Raw genomic sequence first — 13,815 nt, forward strand, 5'->3', positions numbered from 1 at the left:
TCAACAATGTAATTGAATCCTGCTCGTAGATTATCCCGCCACCGCGGCCGCCCACCAAAGTGGGCGGCCGTGCTGGCAATTCAGGTGAACATGACCATTCCGCGAGTGGACAATAATCCGAGGTCAATACTCAGAGAAGTGCGATGACCTCACAAGTATCGGGGCCGTGCATAGCCCTCACCTGATCGTGTGAGCACACGCCAACCGTGAGATCTCGGCCCGATGGTGCCCGGCGCTGAATCGCCTCGCCCAAAGCCACGACACGTGGAAACGCGAAGGATCGGCAACTGTCCGATACGAGTGGTTCACTTGATGGATGAACGTTCAGTATCGGATGCACGGCGCACAAGGACAATGACATGACAAGCCCCGCGCCCGCATGGGAACATGCCACTCACGTGCTGGTCCGCGAACTGCACGGCGAGGACTACGAGCTGCCGCCTCGCGTGCAGGTAGGTCACACCGTGATCGGGATGCTGGCCACGTCGACCTGGGCCATCGAAGGCGTGTACCTCGCGACGGCCGGGCTCAACGGTGTCGATCTCACGCTCACCGAACCCCTCGTCCCGCACTGCGGCGTCTCGGTGCCGGCGCTGGAGCTGCGGATGCGCGAACCCGTACCTCGCGTCGCCAACACGCCACACCCACAGTGGGCCAACCGGATGCTCGCGGCCATCGCTGCCGAGGTCATCTCCCCCACACCGTGGTATCGCCTAGACCATTCCTGCGCCGGACATCACCTCGGCGAGTACGACCTGCTGACTGCACGCACCTGGGGCTGCAACACGTGCGGGCGCGACCCAGCCACCGAGTACGCGCCGCGATTCGAGGCCCACGCCACCGGGATGCGGCTGGACCCCAGCATCGACCTCGACATCACGATCGCGGTCTGTCCGTCGTGCCACGAGATCTTGCATCAACCGATCGCGCCGTCGGTGAACGAACTCATGTACGGCCTTCGCCCCGAATGCCCACAATGCGGCGACCGGCAGGCCGACGTCGTCACCCTCAACACCGCCCTACCAGCGCCGGTGGGCGTCATCGCGCTGGCCGAGCTCAACCCTGCCGAAGCGCCCGACTTCGTGTGTCGACATTGCCACCATCAGTGGTGAGCGATCACCTCCACCTCGCCGCCCAGTGGACGCCGAGTTTCCGCCCAGCGGACGGGATTTTCCGCCCAGTCGACGCGGGATCGGCTTGCCAAGTGGCGGAGTGTCCGGGTGGACTGAACGGATGAGCGCCGATACTGAAACCAACACTCCCGCCTCGCCCGCCGACCATTGGGAGGCCCGGTACGCACAGAGCACCCGCGTGTGGTCGGGCCGGGTGAACGCCACCATGGCCGCAGTGGTAGCTCCATTACCCAAGGGCACCAACGGAACTGCCTTGGACTTGGGCTGCGGCGAGGGTGGCGATGCGGTGTGGTTGGCCGAACACGGCTGGCAGGTGACAGCGGTCGACATCTCCCCGACCGCTGTCGCTCGGGGTGCGCAGGGGGCAGCTCAGCGCGGTGTCGCTGAGCGCATCACCTGGATCGCGCATGACCTGTCCACGTGGACCACTGAGCAGACCTTCGACCTGATCACTGCATCCTTCTTCCATTCGACCGTCGAGTTCCCACGCACCGAGATCCTCAGACGAGTTGTTGCACAGGTGAACCCGGGTGGTCACCTGGTACTCGTCACCCACGTCTTCGAGTCCGAGGCCGACATCCCGCCGTGGGCGTCGCGTCGTGATGATGGCACCCCCCACATGCCACACATGCCCGGCCCCGACCACGACGTCAACGAACTGGCTCTCGATCCCCGCCACTGGCAGATCGTCACCAGCGAGATCCGCACCCGCGAGGCCACCGGACCCGATGGCGTTCAGACAGCGACATTGAAGGACGGAGTTGTCGTCGCCACACGCCTCAATTGATTCGTCGCAGCGCCGCATCTCGTAGAGTCGCCTCGACACTGTTCGCCTGCCTAACAAGGAACCCGTGCCCGAACTCGCCGTCGACGACATTCGCCTCAGCTGGGACACCACCGGCATCACCGTGCACCGTCCCCCGCGAACCGGGTCCGGCCACAAGGCGACGTTCAGCGTGGTGTTTGCCCAACTCAGTGGCGTCTCGTTCCGTCGGGCCGGCGTGGTAAAGCCTGGCTGGATCGAGTTCGTGCCATACGGCACCCAACCTGCCACCAGATGGTGGGACGCAGTCGATCGCAACCACTGTGTCAGCCTCGTGAATACTCACAACGCCGCAGTCGAGGAAGTAATGCCGTTGTGGCAGAACCTGATCGCCTCCGCGAACCAGGCTCCTGCACAGGAGCGCTCGATCACCTGCATGGCAGCACAGTCGAGCTCGCTGGAATTGGGCACCGGCCATGTGACCGTGCAACTCGAGTCGAAGGGCGCTCCGTCAGCCGTTGTCGCATTGAGCGACGTCACTGCGTTCGACGTGGACCCTGCGGGCCGTCGAGTCGACCTCGCATGGAGACGCCGAAACCCGGACGGCTCAGTCACGACCGAGGCAGCCGGCTTCACCAAATGTCAGGATCCTGGTTTCACCGAGATCGTCGGCGCGGCACAGCGTCGACTGCCATCGCACACGTTGAGCAACCCGGTCTATCGGGGCCTCGATCTCTGGGTTGCGTTGCACGACAACCAGATCACCGTCACCGAGGGTAGGGGTTCCAAACGCCGTAGCCGAACGATCGAATGCGACGCTGTGACGTCGGTCGACTACTCCTTCCGACGCCACGACTACACCGTCCGCCTGCAGCTCACCGACGACCGGCGCGAGAAGCTGACCTTCTCCCACCCCCGGGATGCCGCAGCCTTCGCAACCGCTGTGGGTGGTGTCAGTGACGACATCGATCGCCGGAAACCCGCACCTGCACAGCCTTTGGCCGCGCAACCCGAAGTCGACCTCACCACTGTCGGACCCTCCGACCTGAGTCCACGCGCCTATCGGCTTGGGCGTGCGGGTCACACCGTGACCGCCGTGCCGTTTCTCAGCACATCAGACACCGGGATCAATCTGACCGGTGCCGGACCTGATGGTCAGCGGTGGCTGAGGGCCCATCGCGACGCATCTCCTACACCCCCGTCGCCGCGACGCGGGGCGTGCTCAGTGACCACCACTGATGGTCGCCGCCTGCTCGAGATCGGGAAACGCCCTGCGTGGAGACCATGGACCGCCCGACCCATTCACTGTGGACCACACCGCACTCCGCTCACCGTGCAAGTGCGGGCGGCGACGGTGTGGTTCCACACCTCCTGGCGCACTGCGTATTCCGACAACAGCACTATGATCACGATGTCAGAACCGCTGCGCGACGCGTTCCTGCGGCGAGTGCTTCGGGTGCCGGCGCGTGGCTTCACCAACACAAGTGGCGGGGGTGGCGGAAGTCTTGCCGACGTCGTGCTCTCCACGCTGCTGTTGATCGCAACGGTTGCGGTCGGTGCCGCATTTCTGTATCCGTTATCGCTGCTCAAGCGCAATTTTCGATTCATCATCCGCGACGCCGATGGACGACGCATCGGGGTGGCTGAACACCGCACGTGGTCGCCACGACCGTCTGACGCCACCACCGTGTGGCTGGACGTGGACGCGCTACGTCGTTACGACGCAAACGAACTCCTCGCCGCCACCTACACCCCCATCGTGTCGATCTGGGCGTGACAGCACCCCGGAACCCATAGGCACCGATCATGTCGAGGGATCACATGCTCACATCGCAAGAACCGCAGCTCATCACCTGCCAGTCGTCAGGGGGTGCAGCGGTCACCGTCTCCGCTACCGATGTCATCGTCACCGTCCCACGAGGGATCATCGGTACCTATCCCGTCACTCTTGCGCCGCACGAACTCACCGCCTTCGTTGTCGACGAGTCGACGCGATCGCTGATCGTCGGCTGGCAGACCATTGCGCACACCGGCGAGATCTACCACGACGTCCTACTGATCAGTGACTGCGAGGACCCGGGGTGGTCGCTGCTCCTCACGGCGGGACTACCGCGACTGCCTGCTGAGCCACAGCGGGCCAGGACTTTTCGAACCCGTAACGGCGCGGTGCTGCTGCTGGACGACCGACTGGTTGTGGACACCGGTTCGTGGCGGCCCAGACACCGATCGGTGACCATCCCCCTGCACCTCATCACCGCGGTTGATCACGATCTGCGACCAGACTCCACCACGCGGGAAGTAGGACTGAGGTGGCATCCAGGCCGCGGCAAGCGGACACTGTCGTTTCCCGACCACGCGCAGGCGCGCCGGTTTTTCATCGCGTTGGATCCGCCTCGATACACGATCAAGCCGCAATGGCGCGACGTGAAGCGTGAGCAGCTGGTCGACACCGGAGCCGACCGCATCCACGCCGAGGTCCGACAGCATTGGACCACAACGATCTTCGATCGGATCGCCCATCCCGATCCCCGACCTCGACAGCGCCGACTAGGCCGGATGGGACGACGCGCCACCGTGGTGCCGTTCCTGTCCACGGGTCCTGGCGGTCTGATGGTGGGTGTCGGCCCGGACGGGCAGCGCTGGCTGGAAGCCGACAGGACGTGGGGCGAGGACAGCGAAAGGGCTTCCCTCACCGCGCGCGACGGCAGCGTCATCACCGAGATCGAGGCACCTACGTGGAGTCTGACGCGGACGGTGCGGCTGGGGACCCACCACGGTGCCGATCTGACCGCCAGGGTCAACGCGATGGTGTTCTTCTACACGCGCTGGAACGTGCGCGACCACATGAGAAATCGGTTCATCACCGTCACCGAGCCGATCCGCGATGCCGCACTGCGTCGTGTGACGCGCGGTCTGATCGGGGTCTTCGGCCTTCTCGGCAGCGACATCGGCGGCATCGTGATCATGCTGCTGGTGTATTCGCTGGTATGGCCGCTGTCGGTGGTGAAGCCCAAGTTTCGCTACATCATTCGCGATTCCACCGGCCGCCGGATCGGTGTCGCCGAGTCACCGGTCCGCTCGTTCGATGCCGCCGCGGCGATGACGGTCTGGATGGATGTCGATGCGATCGCTGCTGTTTCGCCCCAGCGGCTTCTCGGGGCAATCCATGTGCCCGTCACCACCATCACGCTGTGGTGATCGTTTCAGGATGCTCGGCCCACCAGCTGTTCCAGGATGGTCGGATCGGTGATCTTCGAGTCCCGGGCCAGCAGAACGACTTTCGAGATGATCTCGGCAGTGCGTGGATCGTCGTCGGCGAACGGCAAGAAGACGCGCCCCCGATGTTGGGCTGACACTGCGATGATGCACACCGCGTTGCCGGGCAACAGGTGCACCTGACCGGAACCGAGATGGATCGAATAGCGCCCCAACGAGCCCTCGATCAGCACGTGGTGGGCCCCGACATCCACGTTGTCCAGCGACAACATCTCGGCGGTCTCGGCCACCAGTCGCGCCCGCACCTCGATCGAGGACTCCGAGGTCTGTGGGTCAACCCCGCCGGCGTGCGCCACCGAGACCACCAGGTCCAGGTCCCGCATCACTTCCGAGAACACCCGCGGCGCAACATCATCCAACACGACCGGATGGTTTGTGCCGGAGGGGACGAAGTACAGGTTGCCCAGCGTGGGCAGTTCCACGTCGCCGGGAGTGCCCCACGCCGAATCGAGCATCACCCACGCGGTGAGCTTCTCGGCATGGAAGGTGCGCGAATATCCGCTCCCCTGGTCAGCCACCCAGCCACGTTCGGTGAACAGCGCTCGCGCTTGGGCCGGTTGGACCTGATGGCCCGCGTAGCGCCGTGAGCGGATGCCTGCCTCGTCACGCTCGTTTGCGTTGAGTGTGTACAGCTCTCGGAACAGCTGCTTGAACGGCTGGGTGCGGCGCTGTGCCATCACCGCATGCTGAAGCGCGGGCCATTCACCCGAGGCCAGCAGATCAATCGGGTGGGCCACCCGCACCGCCCCCATCGCACGCTGCGCCTGGCCATCACCGTCCATCAGGGTCACCGATGTGGTGCCATCACTGCCGCCGAAAAACCCGACGAAACCCTCGGAATCGACCATCACCAGATCGGCCAGCATGGGCGCGATGATCGGGTGCTCTGCCAGCGCCGCGATCTCGCCCGGCTCGCACGGATCGCCCAGCACAGCAGCATCTTCCAGCGACCGACGCATTCGCTTACGCTGCGACCGCAGCTCGGCGGCCCGCTGCCGCAACGCAGCGATCTCAGGGACCTTCGCCGACTTCGTCGGCACCGCCGCCAGGGTCTTGGCACCACGACGCACCTGCAGCTCGGGGTTGCCCTCGGCGTCCACCGACAGACTCACTTCAAGGTCACCGTCGGTTGCGCTGATGGGCCCAGCCATCAGGTCTTTCACCGCCGCAGTCTCCATCGCCCACCGAAGTCGTTGCGGATCACGATATCCCGCAGTACGGGCCAGGTTGTCCAGCCCGATCAGCATGGCCGTACGTTCGGAGGCGCGTCGCTGCGAACCCGAGGTGCGGTCCGAGCGCACGAAGTCTGAGATCAGCTCGTAGCGGGCCAGCAGGTCGCTCTCACCCGCCAAGGGCACCAAGCCCAGCGCCCGGACCGAATCCTGGTGTCGCTTGGTTGAGATCCGCTGCTGCAGTTCATCAGTGGTCACCGAGGCCAACAAAGCGGTGGCGAACAGTTCAGCGCGCTTGTGACCGCCGGCCGAGGACGCGTACTTCCCCGCCGCCAGTATCCGCCGGAACTCTTTCTCCCCCAGAGTATCCAGCATCTCGGTGAACCACGCGACGTCGGTGGCCCCATTCACCAGGTCATCGGCGGCCAGCGGCGTACGTTGGCTCACCTCACTGGTCCATTCGCTGCGGGTGTCGGCGTCGACCGACCACGACGAGTCCTTGGTGTGCGCGTGGATCCACCACACCGCCGATTCCAGACCGGCCAGTCCCAGGTGCTGCTCGATCAGCGCTGCCCACTGGGGCGCATACACCGCCACCTCGACCTGCCTGCCCACACTCACCCCCGCCGCCGCGAGTTCGGCGCCCAGGGTGGCTGCGGTGTCCTCCGCATCCGGCCAGGTACCCCGAACCAGTTGCGAGAGAATCGATTCCCTGGTGGTCGTCCACACGTAACCGCGCACAAACGGGCGCTTACCCAGCGCCGCCACCGCACGCACCAGATTGGCGGCGCCGTACACGGTGCGGATCCGGTCAGCCAGGTAGGTGACCGGGGTGGGCAGGTCTCCGCGCTCGAACTCGATGTCGAGCACCACCGAGCGCACCTCGTCGACCACCTCCTGCAGCCGGGGGGCGGTGGCCCACGGATCGGGTCGCCGCCGGGTCACGCTGTGCAACATGATCGAATGGCGACCGCCGAACTCATCGGGTCGGACAAGGGCTTCGAGCAGATCGTCGCGGGTGGCCAGGCCGCGGGTGAAGACATCTGCGACGAGACGTTGGGACGCCGGTACGCGAAATGGCCGGTCGGGCGCGGTCTCGCCGGAATCGGAGTCTGGGACCGGCACGCGTGGGCCATTCCATTCGTCGTATGCGCCTTCAGGCTCGTCCACGAAACGCGCGCTTGCCCACAGCCGTTGACGCTGGGCGTCGGAAAGACCCTCCGGCATGTCACACAGCGGCTCCAACAGATTGCGCAGCGCGCTGCGCGGTTCGGGTACGGCCACCGATCCCCAGCTGTGGCGCTTCAGCTCGATCCCCCGGTGCGCGAGGAACGCATCCGATCCGTGACACGTCCCGACATCCAGCGCCGCCGCCATCGTCTCCAGGTGATCGAGCATCACCGGCACCCAACCACGGTGCCGCAGCGAATCGCTGAGGTCGTAGATGAAGCTTCGTCCGATCCGCGGTAGCTCCCACCATGCCTCGACTGCCGCCGAACCGACAACGATCTCCGACACCCGGTGCGTCCACAGGTCGGGATGTCTCATCGCCGCAAGCAGTTCCAGTTCCACTCCCCCCTCGGTGAGAGTGGGTTGCACGCGTTCCCACCACGGCCCGAACACCTCGGCCAATGGAACTTGTCCGGCTGGGACCGACGGGATCCACCGCAGGTTGACCAGCAATTCCGGGTCGCTGAACACCTTCACCTCGGTTTCGGCGTGCTCTGCGAAAAAGGCTTTCAACGATGTGATCAGGCTCAGGCAGCGGTCATGAAACCCCGCCCACACAGCTGGATCCGGCGGCGTGGGACGCACCGCCGGAGTACGCAATTCGACGTTGGGTGTCAACACGGCAGGGAAGGTGGCTTCGGTCTCTGCCTGGGCGCTTTCGCGCAACTCCTGCGCCGCGCGCTTCTGTTCGGCAGTACCGGATTCCAGCCGGGCGATGCTGGCCGCCACTGCGTCGGGTTCCTGAGACTGCAGACGCCGCAACACGATGGTGCGCACGTCAGCGGACTTACGGGTCAGGTACTTCTCGATCTGGCGAGCCTCGTCGTCGGTGATCGACGCAAACGCCTCGATCGACCCGCCCACCACCTTGCGCACGTCAGCGCTCTTGTCAGCGAGCATCGCGAACAACTCGCTCCGATAGGTCGCGGGCTTGAGGCAGAACCGGAGCGCCATCTTGCGTCGGCCCACCGGGCTGGCCAGGTCGATGATGTCCCAGCGTGATTCCAGACCTGTCCCGTGGGTCACCAGCACATCGGCCGCAGCCGATTGCGAGATCTCGATGGTGTTCTCACCGATGATGGCCACGTCGATCTTGGTGGGCTTGCCCAGCGTCGGTAGGCGCTTGTCCAGTGCCGCAATCCCTTCTGGCGGAAGCGGGTGGTCGGTCCAGCCATTCCACAGCCCCAGTGCCACGGCGAACACAGCGGGATCAGGGTCGCCCAGGGCGGCCGACAACGCCGCAGCCGCTGTGGGGGTGTTGATGTCGCGCAGCATCCGAGCAGCCGCGAGTCGCTGCCCGGGATCACCGTGAGCCAGGATCTGCGCAGCCACATCGATGGTCGGCACGATGTCGTGCAGCGCGCAGGCCCACAGCCCGACGAACACGTCGAGCGCGGGCTCGGCGAGCAGTCGATGCGCGAGATCATCGGTGCTGGAATCGTATTCGTCCAGCCATCGGATCATCGCCGCGACCAGGCCGGCCACCTCGCGCTCTTTGGCCACGGTCAACTCCTCGCCCACCCACACCCCCACCGCACGAACGGTGGCGGCGAAGCGGATCAGCCCATGGTCGGCCACGGCCTGCAACAGGGTGCGCAGGCCACCGGGATGCGCCAGGTCCGCCGACTCCAGGATGACCTGTCGCAGGCCCTCGGAGCGTTGCGCGGCCACCAGGTTCTCGGCCACCAGCTGCCAATACCGAGGCTCGGGAACAGCAAGCAACGCCGAGTAGGCGACTCGAGATGGACCACAGATCTCATGTTCACCGCGCAGCTGTGACGCCAGCTCCTCGGCGATCGCGCTGTGGCCGTTGATGATCGCAGTGGCGAACACTGCGGCCATCGAAAAGCCGTACGGGTAGGCGTGCTGATGCCATCGCACGTGCCAACTCAGCGGCTGCGCAAACTCCGCCACGTCATAGAGCGTCGAACGAACCATGTGCCAGCGCGCCTGCGCGGAGTCGGCGGGGTTGCTCGAACGGTATCCCCGACGCATCCATCCCTGCTGATACGGCGCGTCCACACCCCACGTCCACGTCGCGGCGAGTTCGCGTGACATCTCCGGGACCATCGCGGCGAAGACTGCCGCTCGCTTGCGGTCGTCGAGCTCGTCGAGCCGGGCACACAGGTCGGTGGTGGGCAGTCGCGAATCATTCATCGCCGCCGCCACATTGCGCGCCAACGCTGATGCCCGCGGTTTCGCACGAATGGTGCGAAAGGTTTCATCGGTGGTCCGGTACTGCGCGAGTTGTTCGCGTGCTTGCTCATTCGAGAGCATGCTCAGCCTCCGACCAGCGCGACCAGACGCACCAACCGCAGGGTGCTGGCGGTACCTAGTGGCACGGGCGCATCCAGGTCCTCGATCTGGGTGCCGTCGACGAAGACGAAGAACAGCCCATCGCCGAACGCCTCGATCGCGCGCTCGATGGCCGTGTCGAGCGGTGGTGGGGCGGGCAGCGTGCGCTGCTCGCGACCGTAGGACCCCGACTCCACGCCGCGCGCGAGATCGGCGGGGGTGAGCACCCGCAATGTTCGACTTTGCTCGCGGTGACGTTCGTAGTCGGCGATCTCTTGGCGCACAAGGTGTGTCAACACCTCTCGCAGCGTGGACACCTCCGGCCCGATCTCGACATCGCGTACCTCAGCGGGCCCGGCCCCGACCACCCGTGTCTCTACGATCACGCCGCCACTATGGCAGGTCGCGACGAACTACACGAGAGGAACTAACGAGAACATTCGGTCACCGACGTGGTGCCGCCGGGCAGCACCACGGTGAACACCGCGCCACCACCGTCGGCGTTGTCGACGGTGATCTCACCGCCCATGGCGGCGACCAGCCCGGAGGACAACATCAGCCCCAACCCGTAGCCGTCGACGTCGGATGCGGTCTCGGCGCGCGCGAACGGGGTGAACATCTGCGGCAGCTGCTCTGCGGCGATGCCGGGGCCGTCGTCGGTGACGGTGATGCGCACTGTGTGCGCCGACCGGTCGGCCCGGATCTGCACCAGGCCGGCACGGCGGCCATGCCGAATCGCGTTGCCCACGATGTTGAGCAGCACCTGTCGAAGTCGCCCGCGGTCGCAAAGCACGGTCACCGTCGCCTCGATGTGCGAGTCGATGGTCACTCGCCGAGCGGTGGCCTCTGCCGCCAGCAGGTCGACGACCGAACCCGCGACCTCGGCCACGTTCACCGGCTCACGACCCACCGTCAGGACACCCGCTTCGGCCCGGCTCACGTCGAGGACGTCGGTGACGACGCTGAGCAGATGATCAGCGGCGACGTTGATCCGGGCGAGTGCCTCGCGCCGTTGATCACCACTGAGGTCCAGGGTGGACAGCAGCTCGGAGAACCCTTTGATGGCCTGCAGCGGGGTGCGTACCTCGTGGCTCACCGCCGAGAGCAGCGCTGATTTTGCTCGGCTGTGCTCCTCGGCGATCCGGCGCGCCAGGTCGGCCTGGTCGCGAGCGGCGCGGGCGGCCTGCGCGGCCCGCTGCGCGGTCAAGTCCACCACGTCGAGGGCGACATGGGCGGGCAGGTTGTCGCGCCCGCGCACCAGCGAGAAGGTGACCTCCACCGGGCGCCTCGTCCCGTCGGCGGCGTGAACGGTCAACAGCTCGGTGATCACCGCTTCGTGAGACCCGTTGAGCACGTTCCGGATTCGCTTCTCAACCGGCGCCGCCACCGGCAAGACCGTGTGCAGCGGTGCACCGACCATGGTCGCAGCGGGACACCCGCTCATCCGGGCGAACGCAGAGTTCACCCGCTCAAATCGGATGTCGAGCCCCAGCAGCGCCGCCCCAGCGGGGTTGTCGTCGAAGAAGCGCCGGAACAGTTCGGCCGTCTCGGTCAGCTCACCCATCAGGCGACCGTGTTCGAGGGCCACCGACGCCAATGCCGTGACCCGCTCCACCAGACGCCGCTCACGCGCCGTGGGATGGTGCGGCACATCGTGATACACCGCGAACGTGCCGATTGTGTCCTCTCGGGGGTCAAGGATCGGTGACGACCAGCAGGCCACCAACCCCGAGGCCATCGCGACGTCGCGAAACGGCGTCCACCGGTCGTCGTCGCGGACATCGCTGACGATCACCGGCTCACCCAGAAATGCTGCGGTGCCGCATGATCCGGCCTTCGGCCCTATCCTGATCCCATCGATGGCCCGCAGGTAGGTGGCGGGCAGGCTCGGTGCGGCGCCGTGGGTCAACGCCTGACCGGAGGCGTCGACGACGAGGATCGAACAGCGGGCGCCCGGCATCAGAGCTTCGAGCGCGCTGATGATCTCGTCCAACACCTCTTCCAGCCGCGCCGCCCGCGCCACCAGCTCGAGCACCCGCATCTACCGGCCCAACAGCACCGCGACATCGCCTGGGTGTAGTTCGTCGACCGATGCCGGTGGGGCGAGGCGCGCGGTCACCCAGCCCCTCCACAGTCCGGGTCGAAACGGTAGCCGACCCCGCGAATCGTCCGAATACAACTGCTGCCGTGCGCTTTTCCGATCTTCGTGCGCAGCCGATGGATGTGTTCGGTCACCGTCGCCTCACCCAGCCACTGCGCCGAGTGCCACACCGTGTCCAACAGTTGATGGCGGGTGAACACCTGACGTGGATGGCTGGCCAAGAACAGGAGCAGGTCGAACTCCTTTGCTGTGGCGTCGATGTCACGACCATCGACACTCACCTCGCGGCTAATCGAGTCGATGCGCAGGGGCCCGGAGGCCAGCACCGACGTGGTGGCCGGCCGGCCCGCTCGACGTAGCAGTGAGCGCACCCGGGCTGCCAACTCGCCCGGCGAAAACGGCTTGATCAGGTAGTCGTCGGCCCCGCTGTCCAGCCCTGCGATCCGATCGCACTCACCGCTGCGGCCAGACAGGATGATCACCGGTACGTCGACCGGAACCCCGGCCCGTCCCGACCTGATCGCACGGATCAGGTCCATGCCGCCGACCACCGGAAGCGTGAGGTCCACGACGATCAGCCGCGGCACCTCGCGGGAGAGAATCTGCAACGCCACGGCACCGTCGTCGGCCTCGACCACGTCGAACCCACACTCGTCGAGCTGCCAGTGCACGACGGTGCGGATGCTGGAGTCGTCCTCGACCACCAGGATTCGTGGCCGCACAGCGCGGACGGCCGGAGTGGCTGCACCGTCGGGCTCCACCGGCGACATCGCAGACCTCTGTGTCACACGTCACACTGTACCGGCGATCGGCGGCGGTGCGGCCAGGGTCAGGCGGCGTTCACGTTCGGCATGATCTCTTCGTTGATGCGCTTGAGATCGTCGAGGGTCTTCGAGGTGGGCACATCGCGGAACGGCGGCCAGAGCAGCGGCATCGTCATACCCGCCTCCTTGTACTCCTTGAGTCGGTCCTCGATCTGCTGTGCCGTCCCGGCCAGCAGGTTGGTGGCCTTACCCGCGTCGGACATGTCGGTCGGCTCGTCGGTGATGACAAACCAGATCATCGAGCACATGTCGAAGTTCTCCGGGAAGTCACGACCGAGTTCATTGAGCTCGCGCTGCATCTCGCCCTTCCACCGGGCGATGTCGGCAGGCGAATCCTGGATGCCGATCCAACCCTGCAGCCCGTACTTGGCGATGCGCTTGGCCGAACGTTTGGGATCCTTGAGTCCCGAGAAGTAGATCGGCGGGCCGGGCTTCTGCACCGGCTGGTGTCCGAAGCCGGCGGGCTCGAAGTCGGCGAATTCACCGTGGTATTCGAACAGTTCGTTGGACCAGATGCCCTGCATGATCTCGATCGACTCACGCACGTGGCCGTGTCGGCGCGGAAAGAGTTGCGGGACACTGGCCGCGGCGAACTCCTCGGGCATCCAGCCCGAGCCGATACCGACATTGAGGCGACCGTTGGACAGGTGGTCGATGGTGGCGAACTCTGCGGCCATCACCCCCGGCGATCGGAACGGGGTGTTGGTGATGGACATGCCGATGCGCACCTTGGAGGTCTTGGCGGCCAACCAGGGGATCAGTGGCATGCCCTGGAACCACTTGCCTTTCGCCACCACCGGCATCTGCAGCGGGAAGTCGGTCATCATGCCGAACGGATACTGCATCTGTTCGCGGTCCGACGCCTCGGGCACGATGATCCGATCCAGCGTCCACACCGAGTCGAACTCCAACTCCTCGGCCAGCGCCGTGAGGTCTTCGAGTTCCTGAACGGTCACGTGGTCACGAAAATTGGGAAGGTAGAGAGCGAGTTTCATCGGTTGGTCTCCTGTTCGTGAGTGCG

At 65.6% G+C, this 13,815-nt stretch carries 9 protein-coding genes; 4 read left to right on the plus strand and 5 right to left on the minus strand.

What is annotated here, in order from left to right; all coding sequences use genetic code 11:
* Positions 1-359: 359 nt before the first annotated feature.
* The 4 genes from KIK15_RS05360 to KIK15_RS05375 all read left to right on the plus strand — a co-directional run bounded on the left by KIK15_RS05360 (position 360) and on the right by KIK15_RS05375 (position 5,094).
* Positions 360-1,112, plus strand: coding sequence for a hypothetical protein (locus tag KIK15_RS05360; RefSeq protein WP_214243044.1), 753 nt, complete (start codon positions 360-362; stop codon positions 1,110-1,112).
* Positions 1,113-1,233: 121 nt separating this feature from the next.
* Positions 1,234-1,920 (plus strand): bifunctional 2-polyprenyl-6-hydroxyphenol methylase/3-demethylubiquinol 3-O-methyltransferase UbiG, encoded by a 687-nt coding sequence (locus tag KIK15_RS05365; RefSeq protein ID WP_214243045.1) that lies wholly within the window; start codon positions 1,234-1,236, stop codon positions 1,918-1,920.
* A 64-nt stretch (positions 1,921-1,984) separates the two neighbouring features.
* Complete coding sequence (locus KIK15_RS05370) at positions 1,985-3,673, plus strand: hypothetical protein (protein WP_214243046.1); 1,689 nt, start codon at positions 1,985-1,987, stop codon at positions 3,671-3,673.
* Positions 3,674-3,717: 44 nt separating this feature from the next.
* Positions 3,718-5,094: a hypothetical protein gene (locus tag KIK15_RS05375; RefSeq protein ID WP_214243047.1), complete on the plus strand. Its 1,377-nt coding sequence runs from the start codon at positions 3,718-3,720 to the stop codon at positions 5,092-5,094.
* A gap of 5 nt (positions 5,095-5,099) precedes the next feature.
* Here the strand turns inward: KIK15_RS05375 and KIK15_RS05380 are convergent, their stop codons facing one another.
* From KIK15_RS05380 to KIK15_RS05400, 5 genes are all read right to left on the minus strand, one after another.
* Positions 5,100-9,851, minus strand: a complete 4,752-nt coding sequence (locus KIK15_RS05380) for a DUF4132 domain-containing protein (protein WP_214243048.1) — start codon at positions 9,849-9,851, stop codon at positions 5,100-5,102.
* A gap of 2 nt (positions 9,852-9,853) precedes the next feature.
* Positions 9,854-10,255: a hypothetical protein gene (locus tag KIK15_RS05385; protein ID WP_214243049.1), complete on the minus strand. Its 402-nt coding sequence runs from the start codon at positions 10,253-10,255 to the stop codon at positions 9,854-9,856.
* A 41-nt stretch (positions 10,256-10,296) separates the two neighbouring features.
* Positions 10,297-11,910 carry an ATP-binding protein gene (locus KIK15_RS05390; RefSeq protein ID WP_214243050.1) on the minus strand — a complete coding sequence of 538 codons (1,614 nt, stop codon included), beginning with the start codon at positions 11,908-11,910 and terminating at the stop codon, positions 10,297-10,299.
* Between the two features lie 74 nt (positions 11,911-11,984).
* A complete protein-coding gene (locus tag KIK15_RS05395) occupies positions 11,985-12,758 on the minus strand; it encodes a response regulator transcription factor (protein WP_307851742.1) in 774 nt (257 codons plus the stop codon).
* Positions 12,759-12,799: 41 nt separating this feature from the next.
* Complete coding sequence (locus KIK15_RS05400; RefSeq protein ID WP_214243051.1) at positions 12,800-13,789, minus strand: LLM class flavin-dependent oxidoreductase; 990 nt, start codon at positions 13,787-13,789, stop codon at positions 12,800-12,802.
* Between the last annotated feature and the right edge of the window lie 26 nt (positions 13,790-13,815).

This window comes from Williamsia sp. CHRR-6 (assembly GCF_018474015.1).
In the GTDB taxonomy this organism is placed as follows: Bacteria; Actinomycetota; Actinomycetes; order Mycobacteriales; family Mycobacteriaceae; genus Williamsia_A.